The sequence below is a fragment of the Methylocystis sp. Sn-Cys genome, assembly GCF_016745395.1.
Lineage (GTDB): Bacteria > Pseudomonadota > Alphaproteobacteria > Rhizobiales > Beijerinckiaceae > Methylocystis > Methylocystis iwaonis.
In genome coordinates this window covers 403,583-426,836 of the sequence record NZ_JAERVJ010000002.1, presented here as the reverse complement: position 1 = coordinate 426,836, position 23,254 = coordinate 403,583, and the positions used below count along the sequence as shown (strand labels likewise).

Sequence of the window (23,254 nt, the reverse complement as noted above, 5' to 3'; positions counted from 1 at the left end):
GCGTCGCTAATGGCTCTTTCTCTCCGGTCTCTGGCGGCGCGGTTTCTGGCGCGCAAGACCGCCGTGTCGGCCGTCGCCGCCATGGCGATCAAAGCTTCTGGCGCGCTGTTGACGGTGGCCGTGTTCACCATGGCCGCCCGGGGCATGACGTCGGACGACTTCGGACGCCTCGCCATCTGGTTCAACGCCCTGAGCTTCCTCGCCGTCGCCGCCTGCTTCGGGCAGGATACGCTGATCGCCCGATCCTTCGGCGAATATGCCGGCAAGGGCGATTATGCGCAGGCCTGGGGCGCCTATCGCTACGGCTGGTTCATGATCGTCGCTTCGGCGCTCGTGTTTGCTTGCGGCATGCTGGTTCTGGCGCCCGTCTTCTTTCCCAGCCTTGCGCGAACGGCGCTGCTCGCGGGCGCGTTTTTCCTGCTCACTCAGACGCTGCTTCATTATTCCTCCCACTCCACGCGCGTGATCGTGAACTTCGTCGTGTCGGAAGTGACGCGGGAGCTCGTCTGGCGCGTCGTGCTCCTCATCGTCGTCATCTGGTCGGTGCTGCATCAGGGGCTCACCCCGGCGGAATTTTTCACCGCGGCGGGGATAGGGCAGATATTGTCTTTCGCAGCCGCGCTACGCTACGTGCGCGCCGCCTATAAAGCGCATCCCGTGGAGCATACGAACCAGGACGATCGGCGCCAGTGGCTGCCGCGCGGCCTTGTGATGTGGCAATCGGCGGTGGTCGAGGCCGGCAGCGCCAATTTCGACGTTATGATCATCGGCTATCTCGCCTCGCCCGAGGCGGCGGGCGATTATTTCGTCGCCGCGCGCATCGCCAATGTGTTCATCATGGTGCTGACGGGTTTGAACACCTATTCGATGTCGCAAAGCGCCAGCCTGCATTTCTCCGGACAGACGCAGAAGCTGCAGGATATTCTGCGCTCGCTCGTGCTGGTCTCGACGGCGATGCTCGCGCCGCTGCTGTTGTTGATCTACGTCTTCGGGCACGAGATCCTCATGATCTTCGGCGAGCGTTTTTCGGCCGTTTATCCGACGCTGGTCGTGTTATCGACCGCTTGCTTCATCATGTCGTCGAGCGGATCGGCGTCGGTCATCCTGCTGACCACCGGGCACGAGAAAATCTATTCGCGCATCATCACCGCTGCGACATTGCTGCGATTCACGCTGACGGCGATGCTGTCGTTTCTCTTTGGGAGCCTCGGCGCGGCATGGGCCTTTGCGCTCGTCAATGCGCCATTGTTCATGGCGCTGTCCATCATCTGCAAGCGCGCGGTCGGCGCCGACACCAGCGTGATGAGCGTCTTCCCTTATCTGCGGGCGCGCATCGCGCGCCGCGCCTATTCGGCGTAATGCGGGTTCCGCTTGATTGGTTTGGTGTTGATCCCGACGCTCGCGCCGCGAGCGATCGGGAATCGAGAGTCATTAGAAGCGCTGCGCTCAGACCCCGTCATTGCGAGCGAAGCGAAGCAATCCAGGGCGGCGATGCGGCGCTGGATTGCTTCGTCGCTTTGCTCCTCGCAATGACGGCGGTAATTCCGATCGCTCGTTTTGCGAGCATCGGGATCAACACCAAACCAATCAAGCGGAGCTCGTATGACGAGCGCCAATGCGAGCTATTCAAACGGAAATGATATCAGGCGTCGCGCTCGCAACGCGCGCGTCTCACGCATCCAAGCCGCGACCGTCGATCGCCCGATGCAGCGCGCGCCGTAACGGCATGTATTTCGGCGTGAGGATCGCGCCGTCGATCACTTCCAGGCGGCCGCAACGGTTCAGCGTATGCAGGCGGTTTCCCGGCCAATCTCTGCCCGGCCCGAGATGGGCGACAAGCGTTTGCCGGAAGGTGCGCGGGTCGAGCGCGTTGATGCGCATGATCGCCATCTCTTTGCCATAGCCGCGCGAGCAGTCCTGCACGGGCCGCAACAGCGCGCCATTATGCGAAACGACCGCGCCAGCGGGACGCGCCACGCGCGAATCGACCAGCACGGGCGACAGCTCATGGGCCTCCCATGGCCCAAAGAGGCTCGGCGCGTGATGGATGGCGAGCGTGTCGGAGTAGCCACCGTAGCCGTCGCGCACAACGGAGGTCATCCAATACCGACCGCCGTGGCGGAAAATCGTAGCGTCGGCGGCCTCGACGCCTTCGACCAGCGTCGCGACAGGCTCCCATTTCGCCGGAAATTCCACGCAGCGGTAGAGTGTGATCGCGCCCGAGGCCGAAGCCTCTGGGATCATATAAAGCGCGCCATCCTCCTCGATGAGGAAGGGATAGGAGAGATGCCAGGATTCGCTCAGGGCCTCGACGGGCGCGCCAGCAGGGCCGGTGTCGTCGAAGGGCTGGAAGCATATGTCGCCAACGCCCCGGCGGTAATCGAGACGCTCGTAGAACACGCCCCTTTGGCCGCGCCAGTCGATCGGGAAGGGATCGGCCGCGAAGCTCGTCGTCTCATCCGGCAGGGCTCGCCATTTGCTCCCGGAGAGATCGCCGGTTTCGATGACGCCGGGACCGTCGACAAAGCGCCAGCCGATCCGCCAATGCGGCGAGTGGCAGCAAAGATGGTAGAGCCAGCGCGCGCATTCATGGGCGAGGTTGCATGCGGCGAAGGCCGCGAGCGCGCGGGGGCGTCTCTTGCTGTGGCTAGCGGAAGTCGCGACGGCGCTGTCCGGCGTCGCCAGCGCTTTTTCGATCAGCACGCAGATGCGTGAGTAAACGGCTTCCAGGCCGCCGATGAGACCGTCGGCGGCTTCGAAAGACGGAAGGCCCTCAACGAGTATAGCCCCCGTCGCGGCGTCCTCGACGGCGAGGGTCGGCGCGGCGCCCGAGAGTATGGCGGCGACGGCGCCTTGGTCCGTTTTCTGTCCGTCGTAAAGCGGGCGCAGAACGCGCGCGGCGCAGGTCGAAGAGGCGTCGCCGACGAGATCAATGGCAATATCGGCTCCGGCTTCCAGAGGCGCGTTCTGCGGCATTACGTGCAGAAGGTCGCAGAGCGTCTCTTTGTTACGGCGCAGCAGCATGCGCTCGAGCGCGAGGAGCTGCGTCTGCGCGGCTGGACGATCATCCTCCCGAGGGTCGAAACAAAAGGCGATTTCCGCTTGCGGCCAGCGTTGCGCCAGGGCATCCCGCAAACGCTCGTGCCAGCGCATGAAGCGCGAGGCGGCGACGACGATGAGAATGCGACGATAGGTCATGCCGAAGCTGCGAGGCGCACGTAATCCTCGATCATGGCGTCGAGGGGGTAGCGCTCGGTCAGGCGCCGCCCGACGGCGGTGAGCTTCGCGGAGAGTTCCGCGTCGGAGAGAAGACGCCGCGTCGCTGCCGCAAAAGCCTTCGTGTCGCGCGCGTCGACAAAGATGGCGCAAGGCTCGCCGTCTACTGCGAGCACCTCGCGCAGAACCTCGATGTCATTGACGACGACCGGGACGCCGGCCTGCGCCGCCTCTACCGGGGCGAGGCCGAATGTCTCGGCGGCGCTGGGGAAGACGAAACAGTCGAGCGACGCGAGAAACGCGCCCATTTGCGAGGTTCCGAGCTCGCCGAGGAAATGCGTGCGATCGGCGACGCCGAGCGCGGCGGCGAACGCCTCCAGATTTTCGCGCTCCTGTCCCTGGCCGGCGAGCGCGAGATGCTGATCCGGGTTTTCAACGAGCGTGCGTATGGCGAGATCGAGCTGTTTCAAATGATGCAGCCGCGCCGCGCAGCCGAGCAAGGGAACCTCTTGCGGCAAACCGAGCCGCGCGCGCGCTTGGGATTTGGCAAGCGTCGACGATTTGTCGAAGAACCCATGATCGACGCGCGTCAGCAGCTTCGCATAGGACGACGGATAGTCACGATACTCCGCCTCGGTCTGCGCGGAATTGACCACAATATGGTCGTAGAAGCCGACCGCGCCCATGAGTTTGTCGGCGAGCGCGACAGGGCCGGGGACGAGCTGCGCCGAGGTCAACTGGTTGGCGATAACGACGGACTTGCCGGCAAGACGCGCGATTGGCGCGCCGATCAGATTGCCATAGTGCTGAAGGGTCACGACGGCGTCCGGCTTCTCGCGGCGAAACTCGCTATAAAGCGCGCCGATCAGCTTCAACACGCCAAAAGCGGTCGACGGCCGTTCCTTGGCGCAGAAGAAGACGTTGGGGTCGGCGTCGAAGCTCTCGGTGCGTCGAAAGAAGAAAATCTGCCGCACCCGCCAGCCGCGCGCCGCAAAGCCATTGGCAAGTTGGCGGGCGATCTCCTGCGCGCCGGCGTTCTCCGCCTGTGTCTGGACGATGGCGACGGTCTTCTCTCGGGTGGGGCTCAAGAAATTTCGCTCGGTTGCATCGCGCGCGCTCGGGCGCAATCTGCCAGGGATGGACGCCTCTTTCGGGCGGGGGTGAGAAATCTTGGAAAAATTGCTAATTCACGAAGATGTATTTTTTCTTGAAAACGGACCCCTTCTGTCCTGTATCAGAGGCGCTGAGCAGGCTCACGGAAAAGCGCCTTCCGCATTTTCAGGGAAATTCCTGCTAGATCGACGAATCTGACCAGCCCTTCGTATGGCGAGGCAACGACTGGCTGCATATGCGCCATCTGGCGCGAGGACGAAGGTTGCGGCGTATGAAGGTCGACGAGCTCTCTTTGAAACAGCGCGCTTTTATCGGCGGCGAATGGGTCGCAGCCAATGACGGCGGGGTTTTCGCGGTGACCAATCCCGCCACGGGCGAGACGCTCGGGACCGTGCCCGATATGGGCGCCGCCGAGACGCGGCAGGCGATCGAGGCTGCTTCCTGGGCGCTGCCGATCTGGCGCGATCGTCCGGCGAAGGAGCGGGCGCAGATCATGCGCCGCTGGTTCGATCTGGTCATGGCCGATCAGGAGCGCCTCGCGCACATCATCACGGCGGAGCAGGGCAAGCCGCTCTTCGAGGCGCGCGGCGAGATCGCCTATGGCGCTTCCTATATCGACTGGTTCGCCGAAGAAGGCCGCCGCGTCTATGGCGACATCGTGCCGGGCGGGATGGACAGGCGGCTCCTTGTCCTGAAGCAGGCCATCGGCGTCACGGCGGCCATCACGCCCTGGAATTTTCCCTCGGGGATGCTGGCGCGTAAGGTTTCGGCGGCGCTCGGCGCCGGCTGCACGATGGTTGTGAAGCCGGCGGAGCTGACGCCCTTTTCTTCGCTCGCGCTGGCGGAGCTGGCTGAGCGCGCGGGCGTGCCGGCGGGCGTCATCAATGTCGTGACCGCGCGTGACCCTGTTCCCGTCGGGCAGGAGCTGACGCGCAATCCGATCGTGCGCAAGCTCACCTTCACGGGCTCGACGGAGGTGGGCAAGATTCTCCTCCGCCAGGCTGCCGACAATGTGCAGAAGTGCTCGATGGAGCTCGGCGGCAATGCGCCGCTCATCGTCTTCGAGGACGCCGATCTCGATCGCGCCGTGAAGGGCGCCATCGCCACCAAATACCGGAACTGCGGGCAGACCTGCGTGTCGGCCAACCGCTTCCTCGTGCAGAGAAGCGTCGCCGACGCCTTCTCGCAGAAGCTCGCCGAGGCGGCGAGCGCATTGGAGGTGGGCGCGGGCGTGCAGGAGGGCGTCGACGTGGGTCCGTTGATCGAGGAGGCGGCGGTCGAGAAGGTGGAGCGCCATATCGCCGACGCCGTGGCGCATGGCGCCAAAGTGCTGACCGGCGGCGCCCGACATGCGCTCGGCGGTCTGTTCTTCCAGCCGACGGTGCTGGGCGGCGTTTCTGCCGACGCGCTGATCTTCCGCGAGGAGACCTTCGGCCCGGTCGCGCCGGTGATCGCCTTCGAGACGGAGGAGGAGGCGATCCGGCTGGCCAACGCCACGCCCTACGGCCTCTCGTCTTATTTCTACAGCAACGACGTTGCGCGCATTTTCCGCGTCGCCGAGAAGCTCGAATTCGGCATGGTGGGGGTGAACGAAAGCATCCTCACCTCGGAAGCCGCGCCTTTCGGCGGGATCAAGCATTCGGGCATGGGCCGCGAGGGCTCGCGCTATGGCATCGATGATTATCTGGAGATGAAATACGTCTGTATCGGCGGCATGTAAGCCGCCCTTACAGCGCCTTGCGGCAGACGATGCGGGTGACCGAGCCGCGCACGCCATAGCCGTCGTCGGTCTGGGTCAGCACCTCGTGGCAGCTCGCGGCGCTGGCGACGGCCACGGGCTGCGGGGCGGCTTCCGGGCGGACCTCCGCCTTTTCCTCGACCGGGAGGATGAAGGGCGCGACCGCCGAGACGCTGGCGCCGACAGCCGGGGCGGCGGGCGCGTGAAAATAGGCCTTGGCCGCTGCGAAGCTCACATCGGCGCCGAGGATCAAGAAAGCGATCTTCACCGCGACGGCGGCGCGCATCGGGCGCGAGGCGAATTTGCGGGAAAGCATCTCGCGGGTGGTTTCGGTGCGGTTCATGTCCAGGCCCCTTCTGTCTCTCATTCGATGAATGAGGTTTAGGGGCTCTGGAGCGGAAAGTTCGTGCGATGGCGCACAGGGCTTTTAGCCGGTCGGCCGGCGGATCAGGCTGGCGCCGCCCCTCGTGCTTCGAGACGCCTGCTGCGCAGGCTCCTCAGCATGAGTGGCTTTTTTTGCATCTGCGCCAAACACTTAGGCATCATCCGGAGGGGCGAGCGACGCTCGCGTCTCGAAGGAAGAGGCCGCCTCGGAGGTTTGTAAACAAAAAGACCCGCCGGTCGCCCGGCGGGTCCGTATTTGCGAGGGCCGCAGGGCCCGACCAGGAATCCAGAGCCAGTAAAGGTCCGCCTCAGGCCCTGGGTTCCCGTCGGCGTGGCTCAGACGTCGAAGCCGCCGTCGCCGCCGTCGTCGTCGAAGCCGCCCCCGTCGTCATAGCCGGGGTCCGAGCTATAGCCCGCGTCGCTGACATTGCCCGAGTCGTCGTAGCCCGGGTCGTAGCCGGCGTCATAGGCTCCGGGGGCTCCGGGCTCGTCGCCGTAATAATTGTTGACGATGGTCGTCTCGCCGGTGGGCGTGAAGCCCGAGCCGATGCCGAGATTGGCCATCCCGCCGGCGCCCGAGCCATGGCTGAACAGGCTGCGGATGCCGTCAGCGAGCAGCACGCCGCCCGCGACGCCCGCCGCCGTCCCCAGCGCCCCGTGCAGGAAGCTGTTGCCGCCGCCGGCCGGCGCCTGCGGCTGCTGCTGGCCCCATCCCTGCGGGGCGTAGCCGCCCGCAACGGGATTGCGGCCGCCCTGAGGCGGCGCGCCCCACGGTCCGCTCGGCGCGGCCTGAGGCGGCGGCGGAGCCTGACGCTGCTGACCGCCGCCGAAGAGGCCGCCGAGAAAACCGCCGGCGGGCTTCGACTGCAATTCCTTCACCTGTGCTTCGAGCGCCTGGATGCGCGCATTGGCGCCCTGCAGGGCCTGGTCCTGCACGATCACCGTCTGCGCCAGAAGATAAGGCGCGGCCGGCTGCTGCTTGACCTGCTCGCTGATGAAAGTTTCCGCCTCCTGGTCGCGTGGACCGTTGGCGGCGCTCTTCGTGCGCTCGAACAGCCCGACGAGCAGTTGACGTTCTTCCGGTGACATCAGTCTCTCCACATAGGAACCGGCCCGAAAGGCGCGGCGAGTCGAATATGGGGGAAGGCGGCGCGCCCGCCAAGTGCGGCCGCCAGCGCCGCCGTGTTAAAGTTTTGCAAGATGGCGGGGCTGAAAGCCCGACCGGGAAGCCAGAGCCACAAAAGCGCTGGTTTTGCCCAAAGCCCGTCATTGCGAGCGAAGCGAAGCAATCCAGGGCGGCGATGCGGCCCTGGATTGCTTCGTCGGCTCCGCCTTCTCGCATGACGGCGGTGGTTTCCTGCGTGTCCAAACGGCGCGAGCGTCGCGAATATCACTCGCCCGCAAGCGCCATATCGTCCCGGTGGATGATCTCGTCCGGGCCCTTGAAGCCCAGGATCGACTCGATGTCCCTGGTCGAGCGGCCGATGATTTTCGCCGCGTCGAGGGCGTCATAGGTCACGAGGCCCCGTCCGATCTCGCCGCCGCGATGATCGCGGATCACAATGCAATCGCCGCGCGCGAAGCCGCCTTCGAGGCGCGTGACGCCCGCCGGCAGCAGGCTCGCGCCGGCAAGAAGCGCTCTCGCCGCGCCCTCGTCGATATGCGCCGCGCCCTTGGGCTCGAGCGAGCCGGCGATCCATTTCTTGCGGGCCGTCACCGGGTTCGACGGCGTGAGGAACCAGGTGCAGCGTTCGCCCTTGGCGATGCGCTCGATCGGCGCCTCGGCGCGCCCGTCCGCGATGACCATATGCGCGCCGCCAGTGGTGGCGATCTTCGCCGCTTCGATCTTGGTGCGCATGCCGCCGCGCGAATATTGCGACGCGGCGCCGCCGGCCATGGCCTCGATTTCCGCCGTCACACGCGGCACGACCGGAATATGCCGGGCGCTGGGATCGGAGGCGGGCGGGGCGGTGTAGAGACCATCGACGTCCGAGAGCAGCACGAGAAGATCGGCGCTCGCCATTGTGGCGACGCGGGCTGCGAGCCGGTCATTGTCGCCGTAGCGGATTTCCGCGGTCGCGACCGTGTCATTCTCATTGATCACCGGCACGGCGCGCAGCGACATGAGCCGGTTGAGGCATTCGCGCGCATAGAGATAACGGCGGCGCTCTTCCGTATCGCCGAAGGTGACGAGCACCTGTCCGGCGATCAGGCCGCGCTCGTGCAGCGCCTCGGCCCAGAGGCGGGCGAGGGCGATCTGCCCGATGGCGGCCGCCGCCTGACTGTCCTCCAGCGGCAGCGCGCCGTTCGGAAAGCCGAGCACGCTGCGTCCCAGCGCCACCGCGCCGGAGGAAACGACCAGAACGTCGGCGCCGCCGCGGTGCAGGGTCGCGATGTCGTCGGCGAGCCGCGTCAGCCAGCGCCGCTTGGCCGCCGCTTCCTTGGGGTCGACGAGGAGGGACGAGCCGACCTTGACGACGATGCGGCGGAAGGAGGCGATGTCGGGCGCGCGATAGGTCATAGGCTCAGGGAACGATGCCGCGGGAAGCGCGAGAGTTAGCTCAAGGGGCGGGTGGCTGCAAATGGGCGAGACGGGGCAGCGCTCCGAATTGGGGTTAACCAGCAGAGATGCTCCGCTCCGCCGTCATGGCCGCGCTTGTCCCGGCCATCCACGCCGCGCCGACCCGGAAAGCTGAGAGCATGAGCCGGAATAACGCCGCGTCTTCTTCTCCCCGCGTGTCGCAATGTCCTGGCGTGGATGCCCGCGAAGCGCGGGCATGACGCGGTTGCGCAGTTTGTTAACCCCGATTCCGAGCGCCGCGGCGGGCGGCGCGCACCCAAAACGAGGACGGCGGCTTGCGCCGCCGTATGTTCCAAATCTTGGTTTCGCGAGCGACTCAGGTCACTGCGGCTTTTTCTCGGTGGCGTCTTTCACGCATTTTTTCGTGAAGCTCGACTTGGCGGCGCCGGCGAGCTTCTTCTCCGCGGCCGCCGTGTTGCAGGAGGCGGTCGCTGCGTCGCGTTCGCACTTCTTCAGGAAGCTGTTGAGCGCCGCGCCAGCCAGTTTCTTGGCGGACGCCTGCGCCGGGCAATCGGGCGCGGCGGGCGCCGCTGGCGCTGGCGCCGGCGCCTGGGCGAGAGCGAGCGGCGCCAGCACGGCGGCGCCGAGGGCGCAGGTCGTGGCCAATACGAATTTCTTCATCGGCAACCTCCCAAAATTTCGTAGCTCTTGCACTGGGATAACGCTTCCCGAAGATAGGATCGCCCCTTCCTGGAGCAAGCCCGCGCCCGGGTGGCGGGGGAGGGTTGGGCGGGAGGGCGCCGCCCTGCTAGGATGGCGCAGTTTCATTTACGGCGACGAGATCAGCGATGTTGACGAAGGACTTATTGCCGGGCGTGCCGTTGATCGAGAGCCCCTTTTTCGCCCGGGACATTTCGTCGCTGCCGAAAAGCTATCAGCTCATCGCGCAGCAATTGCACGACCATGGTTTCGCGGTCATCGACTTTCCCGACGCTCGATTCGACGAAAAAGCCGAGGCGATCAAAAACCGTCTGGCGGCGCGTTTCGGATGGTCAGACCCCGCCGCCTGCCCGATGAGCGCGCGCATCCAGGACGCCTGGGAGTTCGACCGGGACGTGCGCGACATCGCCTGCAACGACGCCATTCTCGATCTTCTTTCCGCCCTCTACGGAAAGAGGGCGTTTCCCTTTCAAACGCTGAATTTCCCGATCGGCACGCAGCAGCCCGCGCATAGCGACCATATTCACTTCAGCGCCATCCCCGAGCGCTTCATGTGCGGGGTCTGGGTCGCCCTCGAGGACGTGGGTGCGGATGCGGGGCCGCTTTACTATTATCCCGGCTCGCATGTCTGGCCGAGCTACGGCAATGAGCACATCGGCGTGTCGCTGGCGAATGACCCGCCCGACGCCGCAGTGCGGAAGTTCGTCCATCTGCATGACGCGCTGCCAAAAGCCCTGGGCGTCGAGCGGCAAACCTTTCTCGCGCGCAAGGGACAGGCGCTGATCTGGGCCTCGAACCTCCTGCACGGCGGCGCGCCGCGCGTTGACGCCGCCCGATCGCGCTGGAGCCAGGTCACGCATTATTTCTTCGAAGGGTGCCGCTATACGACGCCGCTGAAAAACGACGCAATGGTCGGGACGACCATCAGGCGGCGGGTGAAAGATGTGCGAAAGGAGAGCGGGCTCTCCGGCGTGCGCGTCGACGGACGCTCGCTCGTGCAACAGATCATATCGGCATTCGCGAATAGGCGAAATCCGAAGGATTAGAAGAAGAAGAAGCCCCAAACGAGACCACGCGCGGCCATTCAAGCCGTGGAGGATGGGCCGCCCTGGGCAGCCTGAAACTGGACGAGATCGGCCGTCGAATATTCGCTTTGCACGTCGCAGTTCGGGCAGGCCGTCGTGAAGGACGCCGAGCCCGATAGTTCGAGCGGCGCCCCATCGGACGGGTCATTGAGTACGGCGAAATGCTGCCGGCAGCGCTTGCAGGCGAAGCCGAGATACCATCCCCCCGGAACGAGGCCCGGCAATGCGATCGGCGCATAGGCGCCTGTGAAGTGGATGCCTTGGGCCATGGGGACGCCTTTCGTCTTGCCGCCTGCAAGAAATCTGGCGCTCCGCGCGCGGGGCGCAATATGCATGCGCCCTGCTTCGCCAACACGCGCCGCCTGGCCGGGCGCAGCCGGATGTAAGTTGAGGCAGAGAGATTGCCAGCCCCATGCGAGGGCCGGGCGCAGTGTCGGTCTGGATGGGGAGGCGAGGGCGGGGCATTACCCCGAGGACGCATTGGGCGCCGCTACTGTTGGGCCGCCGCGCGCATATTTGATTTAATGGCAGGAGTGGAGGGGCTCGAACCCCCAACCCCCGGTTTTGGAGACCGGTGCTCTACCAGTTGAGCTACACTCCTGCGTGCGCCAGTCGGCGCGCGCCTCTCATGCCGCAACAGCGCCGCCGACGCAAGCGCGTTTTGATCTTATGATCAGGAATTTCCGCCTGCGAGCAAAGTGACGGCCCGGCGGTTCTGCGACCAGCAGGAAATATCGTCGCACACCGCGACCGGTCGCTCCTTGCCGTAGCTCACCGTGCGGATGCGCGAAGCGGAGACGCCGCGCGAGATCAGATAGTTTTTGGCGACCTCGGCGCGGCGGGCGCCCAGCGCGAAATTATATTCGCGCGTGCCGCGTTCGTCGGCGTGGCCTTCGACGGCGAAGCTGTAGCGGCCGTAGCGATTGAGCCACTCCGCCTGACGGTCGAGCGTGGATTGGGCGGTTGCCGTCAGATCGGTCGAGTCCGTCTCGAAGAAAACGCGATCGCCGACGTTGGTCGCAAAGTCCTGCGCGCTGCCCGGGGTCGCGACGCCGTTGCGGGCAATCCCGCCGCGGCCGCCCGCGCCCCCCGCGAGGTCGGCGCCGGCCTCGTCCGCCGCATTTTTCGCGCAGGCCGCCATGGCCAGGGCCGCCGTCATGGCGACAGCGAATTTGGCGCAGCGGGCGCCAGCAGAAAGGATCATCGAGGAACTCCTGTTACGGTAAACCAACTGCGGATAGTGCTAGTCCCGCATGGTTAAGCGAAGGTTCCGGCAACCTTAATCGAAGGTGTGGAAATCCCGTGGCATTCGATCGAATTCGCCTCATCCTTACTAAAAAGTTAAATGGTTAACGAAATATGAACGGCCGCGCTCGGGCTCGCCGCGGCCATCGCCCGGCCCTCGGCGCGCGACAAAGTCACGGTGACTTTTGTCAAAAAGCCCCAGTGTCCCTGCCTAGAACCCGCCATCGTTCTTGCCGGCGGCCCCGGTCTGACTATCATTATCCATCGGCGGCGAGTCGGGAGGACAAGATGAATGAGGGAATAGCGCCGTTCTTCACGCCGCTCACCCTGATCCTGGGCGGCGGCCTGCTCGTCATCGGCGTTTTCTCGCTCTTCGATGTCCATTTCCTGAAGTCCAAGACACAGGAAAGGCTCGCTCTTGTTTTCGGCCTCGTCTTTATTCTCGCCACGGAAGCGATGTTCGTCACCAGCGACATCAGCGGGCGCTATTTCGAAGGTCAGAAGATCGACGTCACGGACTGCGAGTTCCAGGTCGAGCGCGATAATCCACTGGAACGGCGCGATAATCCCCGGTTGATCCACCAAAAGATCAGAGCCTGCATGGATACTCTCGGCTACGACTGGACCGACGTCCACGAGCATTGCCAGGAGGCTAAGGTTTCCACCAATGTCTTCTGCTATTTGCCGCGGTCGGCCATGCAGCGCGAGATCGTCGCCTTCCAGATGCGCTTCGAATAGCTTGAACACTCGGGCGTCTGTCATTCCCGACCGCTCGCTTCGCGAGCGTCGGGAATGACGCGAGATGCGCTCGATTGGTTCGGCGCCATTCCCGACGCTCGCGCCGTTTGGACACGCAGGAAACCACCGCCGTCATTGCGAGGAGGCGGAGCCGACGAAGCAATCCAGGGCCGCATCGCCGCCCTGGATTGCTTCGCTTCGCTCGCAATGACGGGCTCAGCTCAGAAGAGCGAGCCCTGATCGCCGCCCGGCGTCTTGCGCGGTTTCTTCCGGGAGGCGGGCGTTATCGTCGGCGCGTCGGCTTCTCCGGCCCGCGCGGCGATGCGGCCGTCGGCGAATTCGATGGTCAGCGCGGCGCCGGCCGGGGCCTGCGCGACGCTGCGGACAAGCGCGTCGCTCTCGTCGCGCACCAGCGCAAAGCCTCGGGCCAGCACGGCTTTGTGGCTGAGGGAATCCTGCAGGCGCGCAAGCCGCTCCAGGCGCTCATTCTTGCGCGCGATCAGCGCTGCGATCGCCTGCGGGAGCCTTGCGGCGGCGCTTTCCATGCGCCGCCTTGCCCCCTTGTTCTCGTGATGCGCCAGCGCCACGCGCGCGTCGAGCCCGGCTTTTAGCCGCGCGCCGAGGCCCCTGAGTTTCTCTTTCTGGCCCGCAAGCTCCGCCTGTGGCGAGTGTCTGGACAGCACATGCGCGAGCCGTGCGAGCTGGAGACGCTGGCCGTCCTGGCGCGCCCGCAGCGTCGCGCGCAGGCGTTCCGAGGCGCGGTCGAGCCGCTGGCGCGGCGTCTGCAGCAACTGCTCGGGCGCCGGCAGCAGGCGCGCGAAGGTCGCAAGCTGCAGGCGGCGCTGCTCGACGGCCCGCGTCTTCGCCATCGCAAGGCGCCGCGCCCGCGCCGCGAGATGCTCGGCCAGCTCGGCGCGCACCGGCACGGCTTTCTCGGCCGCGCCGGTGGGCGTCGGCGCGCGCAGATCGGCGACGAAGTCGATCAGCGTGGTGTCGGTCTCATGGCCAATGGCGGAGATCAGGGGAATGGCGCTGGCGGCGGCCGCGCGCACGACGATCTCCTCGTTGAAGCTCCACAAATCCTCGAGCGAGCCGCCGCCGCGCGCGACAATGAGAACGTCCGGGCGCGGAACCGGGCCGTCGACCGGCAGGGCGTTGAAGCCGTCGATCGCCGCCGCCACCTCGGCCGCCGAGGTCTCGCCTTGCACCCGCACCGGCCAGACCAGCACATGGCGCGGAAAGCGGTCGTTCAGCCGGTGCAGAATGTCGCGAATGACCGCGCCGGTCGGCGAAGTCACGACGCCGATGACCTTGGGCAGAAAGGGCAGGGGGCGCTTGCGCGCTTCGTCGAACAGCCCCTCGGCCGCGAGCTTCTTGCGCCTCTCGTCGAGCAGCGCCATCAGCGCCCCGACGCCCGCCGGCTCCAGCGATTCGATGACGATCTGATAGGAGGATTTGCCGGGGAAGGTGGTGATGCGTCCCGTCGCGACGACTTCGAGGCCTTCCTGCGGCCGGGTGCGCAGGCGCATGAAGGTCCCCTTCCAGATCACGGCGTCGAGCCGCGCGCCCTGGTCCTTCAGGCAGAAATAGGCGTGGCCGGAGGCGTGCGGCCCGCGATAATTCGAGATTTCGCCGCGCACCCGCACCCGCCCGAAACGGTCCTCGACCGTGCGTTTGAGCGCATTGGCGAGTTCCGTGACGCTGATTTCCGGGGCGTTTGTCAGGCCGGCGTCGGATGCCGGGGCGGGGATGTCTGGATTGAGCATATCGGGAGTATAGCCGGGTCGGCAGCGCGCCTGAAGGCGCGCGGTCCAATGGGCGCCCGGACCGCGCGCCTTCAGGCGCGCATCACGCTCGCAGAAGACCAGGGCCAATCACCGGGAGTCGAAGCCAACCCCGCGACGACTGGATTATTCTCCACGTAGTCGATCGTCGCCGCCAAGTCCGTCTCATCCCTGACATAACGGTCGAAATAGTCAGGCGCCCAAAACGCCCCGCGCCTCGCTAGCGCGCGGTTGATTTGTGCAGCGCTGAACGCCTTCCAGCTACGAACCAGTCCGCCGAGCGGGAAGCCTGCAAAGGCTTCCACGACGACATGGACATGATTGGGCATGACGCACCAAGCGAGCAGGCGGTAGCGGTCTCCATCAAAATGGAGGATCGCGTTTTGGACGGTTTTCGCCGCTTGCGGGTCGGCCAATGGCCGGGGGCCATCGCAGCGGTCGAGCGCGGCGTCGATTTCACGCCTGCGATCCACGCTGGCGGGGAGGGCGTCGACCACGGTTTTTGGGAGGGCTGGATGCTTTCGGGACAGTCGAAATGCGGAAGATAGCCGCGCGAATGCCAGCCTTTGTGATCGTCGGTCATGACAATAGCTTTTTGCAGCGCGCCTGAAGGCGCGCGGTCCAAATTGGCGCGCACAACAAAAAACGGCGCGGGGAGCGCCCGCGCCGTTTGAGGAGGATCAGTATTTCCGCACCAGCGGGGGCATCGGCGGCGGCGCCATCATCGGCACTGGCGTGAGCGAGGGAATGATGTAGCGGAAGCCGACCCGCACGTCGTTGGAGGCGACGTTGAAGGAGTGGCGCTCGCCGAAGCAGGGCAGGGCGTTGCAGGAGATCGGACCGCTCGTGATCTTGCCCATGTCGAGGTAGCGATACGCCACTTCCAGCCGCAGGTTCGGCGTCACCGCGAAGGCGAGGCCGCCTGTCACCTGCCAGGCGAAATTCGTCGCATTCGTATCGGCGGCGACGCCATAGCCGCCATTGGCGACGCCGAAGCCGACATCCGTGAGGCCGGAGAAATTGTGGAAGGCCGCGCCGACGCCGCCGCCGATGAAAGGCGTCAGCCCATACCAGGTGCCCAGATCGACATAGGCGTTCGCCAGGAACAGGGCGGTGCCCAGATTGGCGTTGTAATTGTCGAAGCCGCTACACGCCGAGCCGCAGCCCGGGAAGGCGAAGAAATTCGTGGCGCGATAGGCCGATTGAATGCGGTATTCGCCGGTCAGATCGAAGCGAACCCAACTGTTGAACTGGTAGCCGACGCCTGCGCCCGCGAAGGCCGTGTCCCCGATGCTTCGGTGAGTGTTCCAGACCGGACCGGCGGGGATCACCACATTTCCGGCGCCGTCGATGCCCGGGCGTAGCGAATAGTTCCAATCGGAAATCTGTGTCGCGCCGACGCCCACATCGCCGCGCAGGTACCAGCCTCCGAGATCGACGGGCGGCGGCGGTTCGATCGGCGGTGGCGGCGGCAGCAGATCGGCGGCGTTTGCGCCAGCGGTCGCGCCGGCGAGAACTGTGGCCGCAAAAAGGAGGGCGAATATACGGCCCATGATTACTTCCCCTTTACGTAAAGAGGGCCGCGAAGCGGACCCGTGGCGCGTAGCCATCGGGCGTAAACATGACCGAAACCGCTTAAAGGCGAGTTAACCTTACCACTTAACCCAAAATACCGGCAGTTTGGCTAATTCTGTAAAGCATAACGGCTTTTGAAAGGCGGCGCGGGGCGTCTCCCACGCCCCGCGCCCGCTTTTTCTCTCAGGCCGCTTCCGCCGGCTCCTTCAGCGCGTCGCAAACCTGCGCGACGAGCGTCTCGACGAGATCGCGATCGTCGCCCTCGGCCATGACGCGGATGACCGGCTCCGTGCCGGAGGGCCGCACGATGAGGCGTCCGGCGTTGCCGAGCCGCGCGCGCGCCGAGTCGATCGCGACGACGACCGACTTCTTCTCGAGCATCACCTTCTGCGCGCGGACATTCTTGAGCACCTGCGGCAAGGGCTCGAAACAATGGCAGATTTCGCTCACGCGCCGGTTCTTGCGCTTGACCTCGGCGAGCACCTGCATGGCGGTCACAAGTCCGTCGCCGGTCGTCGAATAATCGGAGAGGATCACATGCCCCGACTGTTCGCCGCCGACATTGTAGCCCTCCTTGCGCATGCGTTCGATCACATAGCGGTCGCCGACGGCGGTGCGCTCCAATGTCAGCCCCATGGCGCCGAGATGGCGCTCGAGGCCCAGATTGGACATGATCGTCGCGACGATGCCGGGCTTTGCGAGCAGCCCCTGGTCGCGCCAGCTTCTAGCGACGACGGCCATCACCTGATCGCCGTCGATCACGGCGCCGGTTTCGTCGACGAGGATCACGCGGTCGGCGTCGCCGTCGAGCGCAATCCCGACGTCGGCGCGCAATTCGCGCACCTTCTCGCGCAGCGCCTGCGGGGAGGTGGAGCCGACGTCGCGGTTGATATTGAAGCCGTCCGGCTCGACGCCGATCGAGATCACTTCGGCGCCCAGCTCCCAAAGCGCTTCGGGGGCGACCTTGTAAGCCGCGCCATTGGCGCAATCGACCACGACGCGCAGGCCTTCGAGGCTCAGATTGCGCGGCAGCGTGTGTTTGGCGAATTCGATGTAGCGCGCCCGCGCATCGTCGATGCGGCGGGCGCGGCCGAGCTGGGTGGACGCCGCGAGCTTGCGGCCGAGATCGCTGTCGAGGAGCGTTTCGATCTCGCTCTCGATCTCATCGGAGAGCTTGTGCCCGTCCGGCCCGAAGAGCTTGATGCCATTGTCCTCGAAGGAATTGTGCGAGGCGGAGATCATCACGCCGACATCGGCGCGCATGGAGCGGGTGAGCATGGCGACGGCGGGCGTCGGCATCGGGCCGAGCAGCAGCGTATCCATGCCGACCGAGGCGAAGCCGGCGACCAGCGCATATTCGATCATATAGCCGGAGAGCCTTGTGTCCTTGCCGATGACCACCCGATGGCGGCCCTCGCCGCGCTGGAAAATGAGGCCGGCCGCTTGTCCGACCTTGAGCGCCAGTTCGGGCGTTATTTTGACGTTGGCGAGGCCGCGAATGCCGTCCGTTCCGAAATAATGACGCGCCATCTGTATTCCTTTTCGTGGGATAAGCGCACAAGGTCACGCAAAGTTGGGCTTCGATGTGGCCAAAACATTCTGCCCGATACCGTATTCAACGGTATTCCACAATTTGGACCATCAGGTAAATTTAGGTCGCTCTTGACTTCGAGAAGGATGCTTGAATGCGGGTCGTTATTTACCACAACCCTTCCTGCGGCACGTCGCGCAAAGTCCTCGCCGCTCTGCGCGAGGCCGGGCACGAGCCCGAGGTCGTCGAATATCTCAAGACGCCGCCGGATCGAAAGACCTTGCAAGGGCTGCTGAAACGCATGGGCAAGAGCGTGCGCGACATTCTCCGCAAGCGCGGAACGCCTTATGAGGAGCTTGGCCTCGATAATCCTGCCGTGTCGGAGGACGAGATTTTTGCCGCGATCGAGAAAAATCCGATCCTCATCGAGCGGCCGATTGTCCTCTTCGGCGAGAGGGCGGCGCTCTGCCGTCCGGCGGAGACAGTGCAGGAGCTGATCGGGTAAGCCAAGGATCGTTAAGGGCCGTTAGGGTTAAGAAAGTCTTTCGCTCTCTCCCTCCCGAGGAGCCGCTAAGGTGACGTAGGCGTCTTTTTGTCGGATTCCGACGAGGCCGCCTTCGTTTCACTCTGGGCCACTCGTGATTTGAGAGGATGAATTGATGGAAGAGCGGCGGACATCTTTGCGACGGCGCACTTTGCTGGGAGGGCGGATCGAGTTTTTCGAGCGATCGACATTCGACTGCGTCGTCCGCAACCTCAGCGAGGGGGGCGCGCGCGTGCAATGCGACCAACAGATTGCGCTCCCGGATGTCTTCGATCTTGTGATCGACAAGTCCGAAGAGCGGCGCACGGCGCGCGCCGTATGGCGGCAGGAGCGCGATATCGGCGTCCGCTTCTTCGCCAATGTCGTGACATTGCGGCCGGGAAGGGTTTGACGCCATTTCCGTTTGAACAGCTCGCACTGGCGCTTGTCATTCCCGGGGGCAAAAGCCCGACCGGCAAAAGCGCTGGGGAACCCGTCATTGCGAGCGAAGCGAAGCAATCCAGGGGCGGCGATGCGGCCCTGGATTGCTTCGTCGGCTCCGCCTCCTCGCAATGACGGAGTTCTATGTCCAAACTGCAGCGCGTCCGGCGATGACGCCGAACTAATCGAGCGGATCTCGTATGAACACTTCGGCGCTCAAAGGAAAAGGCCCGGCGACGTCTCGCCGGGCCCTCAGTTTGTTAACAAACCTCCGAGGCGGCCCCGTCCTTCGAGACGCGAGCGTCGCTCGCTCCTCAGGATGAGGCCTAAGTGTTTGGTGCAGAAGCAGAAGCCCCTCATGCTGAGGAGCCTGCGCAGCAGGCGTCTCGAAGCGCGAGGGGCGTCACCGCCACTTTCTCAGAGGCCCGGCGAGAATCTCGCCGGGCCTTTTTATCTTAGACCGGGTTGGGCGACAGTCCGCCGACATCCGGCTCCGGCTTCTGCCCGGTCGTGGGCACAGCCGAGCCGCGCGGGGGCTGCGGCGTCGGGGCGCTCGTGTCCTCGCGCACGGGGCGCTTGCCGGTGAGTAGACCCTTCATCTCCTCGCCCGTCAGCGTCTCGAACTCCAAGAGGCCATTGGCCAGCATGTCGAGCTGCGCGCGCTTCTCGGTCATGATCTGCGTCGCCTTGTCGTAAGCCTCCTGCACCAGACGCCGCACTTCCGCGTCGATCGTCTGCTGCGTCTGCTCCGACAGGCTCTGCTGGCGCCCGAGCGAATAGCCCAGGAACTGCTCCTGCTGCGGCTCGGCGTAAGCCACCGTGCCGAGCTTATCGGAGAAGCCGAGCTGCGTGATCATCGCGCGCGCCACTCGCGTGCACTGCTGAATGTCCGAGGCCGCGCCCGACGTCACCTTGTCGTGGCCGAACACCAGCTCCTCCGCCACGCGGCCGCCCATGGCGATGGCCAGCATCGCCGTAAGCTGCTCGAAGGTCTGCGAGACCTGATCGCGCTCGGGGAGGCCCTGCACCATGCCCAGCGCACGGCCGCGCGGGATGATCGTCGCCTTGTGGATCGGCATCGCGCCGGGAACGGTGAGCTGCACCAGCGCATGGCCGCCCTCGTGATAGGCCGTGAGCTTCTTCTCCTCCTCGGTCATCGACAGGGTGCGGCGCTCCGCGCCCATCATGATCTTGTCGCGCGCGTCCTCGAACTCCTGGTTCGTGACGATGCGCTTCGAGCGCCGCGCCGCAAGCAGCGCCGCCTCGTTGACGAGGTTCATGAGATCGGCGCCCGAGAAGCCCGGCGTGCCGCGCGCCACCACCTTGAGGTCGACGTCCGGCGCCAGCGGCACCTTGCGGGCGTGGACCTTGAGGATCTTCTCGCGGCCGATGAAGTCCGGGTTCGGCACCTGGATCTGGCGGTCGAAGCGGCCGGGACGCATCAGCGCCGGGTCGAGCACGTCCGGGCGGTTGGTGGCGGCGATGAGGATGATCCCCTCATTGGCCTCGAAGCCGTCCATCTCGACGAGCAACTGGTTCAAGGTCTGCTCGCGCTCGTCGTTGCCGCCGCCAAGGCCGGCGCCGCGATGGCGGCCGACCGCGTCGATTTCGTCGACGAAGATGATGCAGGGCGCGTTTTTCTTGGCCTGCTCGAACATGTCGCGCACGCGGCTCGCGCCGACGCCCACGAACATTTCGACGAAGTCGGAGCCCGAGATCGAGAAGAAGGGCACGCCCGCTTCGCCGGCGATGGCGCGGGCGAGCAGCGTCTTACCCGTGCCGGGCGGGCCGACGAGCAGCACGCCGCGCGGGATGCGTCCGCCGAGCCGCTGGAACTTGCCCGGATCGCGCAGAAACTCGACGATCTCCTGCAAATCTTCCTTGGCCTCGTCGACGCCGGCGACGTCCTCGAAGGTGACGCGGCCCTGAGACTCGGTGAGGAGCTTGGCCTTGGATTTGCCGAAGCCCATGGCCCGGCCGGCGCCGCCTTGCATCTGGCGGGAGAGGAAAATCCACACGCCCAGGAAAGCGACCAGGGGCAGCGCGTTCAACAGCAGCGTCATCAACCAGCTCGAGCCGTCGGAAAGCGGCTTGGCGCTGATCGAGACATTATGCTGCTGAAGGCGCGGAATGATGTTGGCTTCGTTCGGGATATAGGTCGTGAAGGGCCGATTGTCGTTGAAATGGCCCGCGACCTCGTTTCCGGCGATGGTCACGTCATGAACGCGGCCCTGATCGATCTGCGTCAGCAGCTCGCTGAAGGAGATGTCCCGGATCGGCGTGCGCTGGCCGGGCTGCTGAAACAGCATGACGAGCGCCACCACCAGCAGGCCGATGATGGCCCACAAGGCGAGGTTCCTGAAGTTTGCGTTCATTTGGTTATCCGTGACGGGAGCGCCTCGCGCGGGTGGATTCCCCCGAGAGGGACGCGCTTCCCAAGTTCGAATTAATCTAGGCGCGCCCATGTTTCTTGCCAAGGGAGGCCCCGTAAAGGTCGAGCGTCTTTACGGTTCCGGCCTAGGCGGAACGCCTGGGCGGCGCCGGCCGCAAGGTGACGTTGTTACCGTCCGATTCGATCAGAAGATCGGCGATGGTGAGCCGAAGTGGCGCCTTTTCGCGAAGCGCCCGGGAGAGCCGATCGGCCGCCCGCTCCAGCCTGTCGAGGCGTAGTTGCGCCTGCGGCGCGAGCCTTGCGATCTCGCGCGCCAGGAGGCGTTGCAGGATGTCGAGCGGCAGCGCCGTGAGAGCGCCCGCATCGAAACCGGCGAGCGCCGGGGCAGTTTCCGTGAGCGCGCGCTCATGAGCGGCGGCGGCGCAGGAGGCGAGCGCGGCCTCGGCGCGGGCGGCGCGTTCGCCCAGGCGCAGAAGCGCCGTCCGATCGAGCCCCTGTTCCGCAAGCAGCGGCATGAGCTTGCGCAGCCGGGCGCGGGTGTAGGCTTCGTTGGCGTTCGAGGGATCGGAGAAAAAGCGATGGCCGGCGTTCTCGCATATCTCGACCAGCTCGGACTTGGTAAAGCCCAGTAGCGGGCGCAGAAGCGGGGCGCCATGCGTGTTCGATCGCGGCGCCATCCCCGCCAGTCCCGAGACGCCCGAGCCGCGCGTCAGGCGAAACAAAATCGTTTCCGCTTGGTCGTCGGCGTGATGCGCCGTCACAATGGCGCCGGCGCTGACGGTCTTGGCGCAATCGGCGAGCAGGGCGTAGCGCGCGGCTCTGGCGCGCTCCTGAATGCGGGTCTGGGGCTTTTCGCCCTCCCAGCTCAAGAGATGATGCGCAAAGCCGAGAGTCCGGGCCCATTCGCCAACCTGTTCGGCTTCCGCGCGGGCGTCGGCGCGAAGGCCGTGGTCGACCGTCGCCACTGCAATCTCATGGGACGCGCGCTCCGGCCATTGCGCGCACAGCAGCATCAGCGCGATGGAATCCGGCCCTCCGGACACGGCGAGCAGCAGCCTCTCATAGGGCGCCAGCAGCGCGAAGGCGCCGGCAGCTTTATCCAAGGTCAAGGGCGGCCGCGCGTCAGCATTGCAGCTTCTTGCTTTCCCGCTGCGCCGCGTCTCGAATGCGCGGCGCCGAGCCCGGATATTTCATGCCGATCTCGCCGAAGGAGGCGCAAGCCTGTTCCTTCGCGCCCATGGCGCCGAGCGATTGGCCGAGCCGCAGCAGAGCGTCCGGCGCCTGCGCCGACTGCCCATATTTCTGCGAAATCTCGAGATATTTCTCGGCCGCCTCACGATGGCGTCCGCGCAGGAAGAAGCTCTCCCCGAGATTGAAGGTCGCCGCAGGGGCGAATTTGCTCTTGGGGTTTTTGGAGAGAAAAGATTCCAGCGATTTCTCCGCCGCTTCGAACTTGCCGGCCTTGAGCGTCGCCACCGCCTCTTCATATTCCTCCTTGGGGCCGGGTGGGGCGGCCGGGGGAGCGGGCGCGATTTCGGGCAAGGTCGAGGGCTGGTCGCCGACGAGGCGCCCATGGGCGATGTCGAGCGGCTGCCCGGCTTCGCGCACCGGCGGCGCGCTGCTGACCGAGCCCGCCACGGTCTTTGGCGGATTGGCGAGGGGCGCGGAAGGCGTGGTCGTCCCGAGCGGCTTGGGCGCGCCGGGCGCAGAAGGATCATTCGCCGGATCGAAAGCGTCGCTGCGGCGCATGCCTGTCGTCGCCGGGCTCGGCGCCCCGGCGACGGGCGGGAGCGCGGCGGCGGGATGCGTTGCGGTGGGGTCGGCGGGACGCGGCGCGGCCTCCTTGGCGGCGCGTAGTTGCTCCTCCAGCAATTGCACCTTGTGCTGCAGCTCTTCGTTTTGGCCGGTCAGGCGGCGAATGTCGCGTTCGAGCCGATCGATCCGCGTAACCAGCGAGCCTGGCTCGGCGGCGCCAGTGTCGATCTCGCCGGGCGGCAGATCGATGTCGGCGGGCGGGCGGTTGTAGCCCTGCGCAAGGGTGAGGTCCGACTCCGGCCGCGCCGGCCCAAAGGGATCATAGGCGCGCGCGGCGCCCGCGCTGAGAAAGAGGACGGCGAAAAGGGCGATGCGAGAGATCATGGGCGAGATATGGGGGTGAAACGGCCGCGCTGAAAGCCGGCGGAGCTGGCTTTCTGGCGCCGCATCATAGACCCTCTTTGGGCGTAATTGCGGCGGGCGTTGCCGTTGT

22 protein-coding genes and 1 tRNA gene are annotated in these 23,254 nt (G+C 65.5%); 6 read left to right on the top strand and 17 right to left on the bottom strand.

Annotation, left to right across the window (positions count from 1 at the left end):
- Nucleotides 1-9 precede the first annotated feature (9 nt).
- On the top strand, nt 10-1,359 hold the full coding sequence (locus JJT62_RS06845; protein ID WP_202071950.1) for a lipopolysaccharide biosynthesis protein: 1,350 nt from the start codon (nt 10-12) through the stop codon (nt 1,357-1,359).
- On the opposite strand, the gene JJT62_RS06840 is transcribed toward JJT62_RS06845, so the two are convergent.
- From JJT62_RS06840 to JJT62_RS06830, 3 genes are read right to left on the bottom strand one after another with little or no spacing between them, the layout of a single operon-like run.
- Nucleotides 1,347-1,616, bottom strand: coding sequence for a hypothetical protein (locus tag JJT62_RS06840; RefSeq protein WP_202071949.1), 270 nt, complete (start codon nt 1,614-1,616; stop codon nt 1,347-1,349). The two genes, JJT62_RS06845 and JJT62_RS06840, sit on opposite strands and share 13 nt — an antisense overlap.
- Before the next feature lie 55 nt (nt 1,617-1,671).
- Entirely contained in the window at nt 1,672-3,198 is a 1,527-nt protein-coding gene (locus JJT62_RS06835; protein ID WP_202071948.1) for a hypothetical protein, read from the bottom strand.
- Nucleotides 3,195-4,304 carry a glycosyltransferase family 4 protein gene (locus JJT62_RS06830; RefSeq protein WP_202071947.1) on the bottom strand — a complete coding sequence of 370 codons (1,110 nt, stop codon included), beginning with the start codon at nt 4,302-4,304 and terminating at the stop codon, nt 3,195-3,197. Before JJT62_RS06830 ends, JJT62_RS06835 begins: the two co-directional genes overlap by 4 nt.
- Before the next feature lie 296 nt (nt 4,305-4,600).
- Here JJT62_RS06830 and JJT62_RS06825 point away from each other — a divergent pair, with 296 nt between their 5' ends.
- The gene (locus JJT62_RS06825; protein ID WP_202071946.1) at nt 4,601-6,049 is read left to right on the top strand and encodes an NAD-dependent succinate-semialdehyde dehydrogenase; all 1,449 of its coding nucleotides are present in this window, start codon (nt 4,601-4,603) and stop codon (nt 6,047-6,049) included.
- A 7-nt stretch (nt 6,050-6,056) separates the two neighbouring features.
- Here JJT62_RS06825 and JJT62_RS06820 read toward each other — a convergent pair whose 3' ends face one another.
- The 4 genes from JJT62_RS06820 to JJT62_RS06805 form a co-directional block, all read right to left on the bottom strand.
- A complete protein-coding gene (locus JJT62_RS06820) occupies nt 6,057-6,410 on the bottom strand; it encodes a hypothetical protein (protein ID WP_202071945.1) in 354 nt (117 codons plus the stop codon).
- Nucleotides 6,411-6,787: 377 nt separating this feature from the next.
- Nucleotides 6,788-7,540 (bottom strand): DUF2076 domain-containing protein, encoded by a 753-nt coding sequence (locus JJT62_RS06815; protein ID WP_202071944.1) that lies wholly within the window; start codon nt 7,538-7,540, stop codon nt 6,788-6,790.
- 301 nt (nt 7,541-7,841) lie between these two features.
- Nucleotides 7,842-8,972: a glutamate 5-kinase gene (gene proB / locus JJT62_RS06810; RefSeq protein ID WP_202071943.1), complete on the bottom strand. Its 1,131-nt coding sequence runs from the start codon at nt 8,970-8,972 to the stop codon at nt 7,842-7,844.
- A 381-nt stretch (nt 8,973-9,353) separates the two neighbouring features.
- The gene (locus JJT62_RS06805) at nt 9,354-9,653 is read right to left on the bottom strand and encodes a hypothetical protein (protein WP_246744749.1); all 300 of its coding nucleotides are present in this window, start codon (nt 9,651-9,653) and stop codon (nt 9,354-9,356) included.
- Between the two features lie 167 nt (nt 9,654-9,820).
- Here JJT62_RS06805 and JJT62_RS06800 point away from each other — a divergent pair, with 167 nt between their 5' ends.
- On the top strand, nt 9,821-10,738 hold the full coding sequence (locus JJT62_RS06800) for a phytanoyl-CoA dioxygenase family protein (RefSeq protein ID WP_202071942.1): 918 nt from the start codon (nt 9,821-9,823) through the stop codon (nt 10,736-10,738).
- A 38-nt stretch (nt 10,739-10,776) separates the two neighbouring features.
- Here the strand turns inward: JJT62_RS06800 and JJT62_RS06795 are convergent, their stop codons facing one another.
- The 3 genes from JJT62_RS06795 to pal all read right to left on the bottom strand — a co-directional run bounded on the left by JJT62_RS06795 (nt 10,777) and on the right by pal (nt 11,981).
- A complete protein-coding gene (locus JJT62_RS06795; RefSeq protein WP_202071941.1) occupies nt 10,777-11,046 on the bottom strand; it encodes a hypothetical protein in 270 nt (89 codons plus the stop codon).
- A 256-nt stretch (nt 11,047-11,302) separates the two neighbouring features.
- Nucleotides 11,303-11,378, bottom strand: a tRNA-Trp gene (locus tag JJT62_RS06790).
- Between the two features lie 72 nt (nt 11,379-11,450).
- On the bottom strand, nt 11,451-11,981 hold the full coding sequence (gene pal, locus JJT62_RS06785) for a peptidoglycan-associated lipoprotein Pal (RefSeq protein ID WP_202071940.1): 531 nt from the start codon (nt 11,979-11,981) through the stop codon (nt 11,451-11,453).
- 329 nt (nt 11,982-12,310) lie between these two features.
- Here pal and JJT62_RS06780 point away from each other — a divergent pair, with 329 nt between their 5' ends.
- A complete protein-coding gene (locus JJT62_RS06780) occupies nt 12,311-12,760 on the top strand; it encodes a hypothetical protein (protein WP_202071939.1) in 450 nt (149 codons plus the stop codon).
- 221 nt (nt 12,761-12,981) lie between these two features.
- On the opposite strand, the gene xseA is transcribed toward JJT62_RS06780, so the two are convergent.
- From xseA to glmM, 4 genes are all read right to left on the bottom strand, one after another.
- A complete protein-coding gene (gene xseA / locus JJT62_RS06775; protein WP_202071938.1) occupies nt 12,982-14,526 on the bottom strand; it encodes an exodeoxyribonuclease VII large subunit in 1,545 nt (514 codons plus the stop codon).
- A 71-nt stretch (nt 14,527-14,597) separates the two neighbouring features.
- A complete protein-coding gene (locus JJT62_RS19080) occupies nt 14,598-15,041 on the bottom strand; it encodes a transposase (protein ID WP_202071937.1) in 444 nt (147 codons plus the stop codon).
- A 183-nt stretch (nt 15,042-15,224) separates the two neighbouring features.
- Complete coding sequence (locus JJT62_RS06765) at nt 15,225-16,097, bottom strand: outer membrane protein (protein ID WP_202071936.1); 873 nt, start codon at nt 16,095-16,097, stop codon at nt 15,225-15,227.
- A 205-nt stretch (nt 16,098-16,302) separates the two neighbouring features.
- Nucleotides 16,303-17,649, bottom strand: coding sequence for a phosphoglucosamine mutase (gene glmM / locus JJT62_RS06760; protein ID WP_202071935.1), 1,347 nt, complete (start codon nt 17,647-17,649; stop codon nt 16,303-16,305).
- 155 nt (nt 17,650-17,804) lie between these two features.
- On the opposite strand from glmM, the gene arsC reads away from it, so the two are divergent.
- Both arsC and JJT62_RS06750 read left to right on the top strand, forming a co-directional pair.
- On the top strand, nt 17,805-18,155 hold the full coding sequence (gene arsC, locus JJT62_RS06755; RefSeq protein ID WP_202071934.1) for an arsenate reductase (glutaredoxin): 351 nt from the start codon (nt 17,805-17,807) through the stop codon (nt 18,153-18,155).
- A 154-nt stretch (nt 18,156-18,309) separates the two neighbouring features.
- Complete coding sequence (locus JJT62_RS06750) at nt 18,310-18,585, top strand: PilZ domain-containing protein (protein ID WP_202071933.1); 276 nt, start codon at nt 18,310-18,312, stop codon at nt 18,583-18,585.
- A 484-nt stretch (nt 18,586-19,069) separates the two neighbouring features.
- Here JJT62_RS06750 and ftsH read toward each other — a convergent pair whose 3' ends face one another.
- From ftsH to ybgF, 3 genes are all read right to left on the bottom strand, one after another.
- Nucleotides 19,070-20,989: an ATP-dependent zinc metalloprotease FtsH gene (gene ftsH / locus JJT62_RS06745; protein WP_202071932.1), complete on the bottom strand. Its 1,920-nt coding sequence runs from the start codon at nt 20,987-20,989 to the stop codon at nt 19,070-19,072.
- Between the two features lie 142 nt (nt 20,990-21,131).
- On the bottom strand, nt 21,132-22,115 hold the full coding sequence (gene tilS / locus JJT62_RS06740) for a tRNA lysidine(34) synthetase TilS (protein ID WP_210340582.1): 984 nt from the start codon (nt 22,113-22,115) through the stop codon (nt 21,132-21,134).
- A gap of 13 nt (nt 22,116-22,128) precedes the next feature.
- On the bottom strand, nt 22,129-23,145 hold the full coding sequence (gene ybgF / locus JJT62_RS06735; protein ID WP_202071931.1) for a tol-pal system protein YbgF: 1,017 nt from the start codon (nt 23,143-23,145) through the stop codon (nt 22,129-22,131).
- Nucleotides 23,146-23,254: the final 109 nt, after the last annotated feature.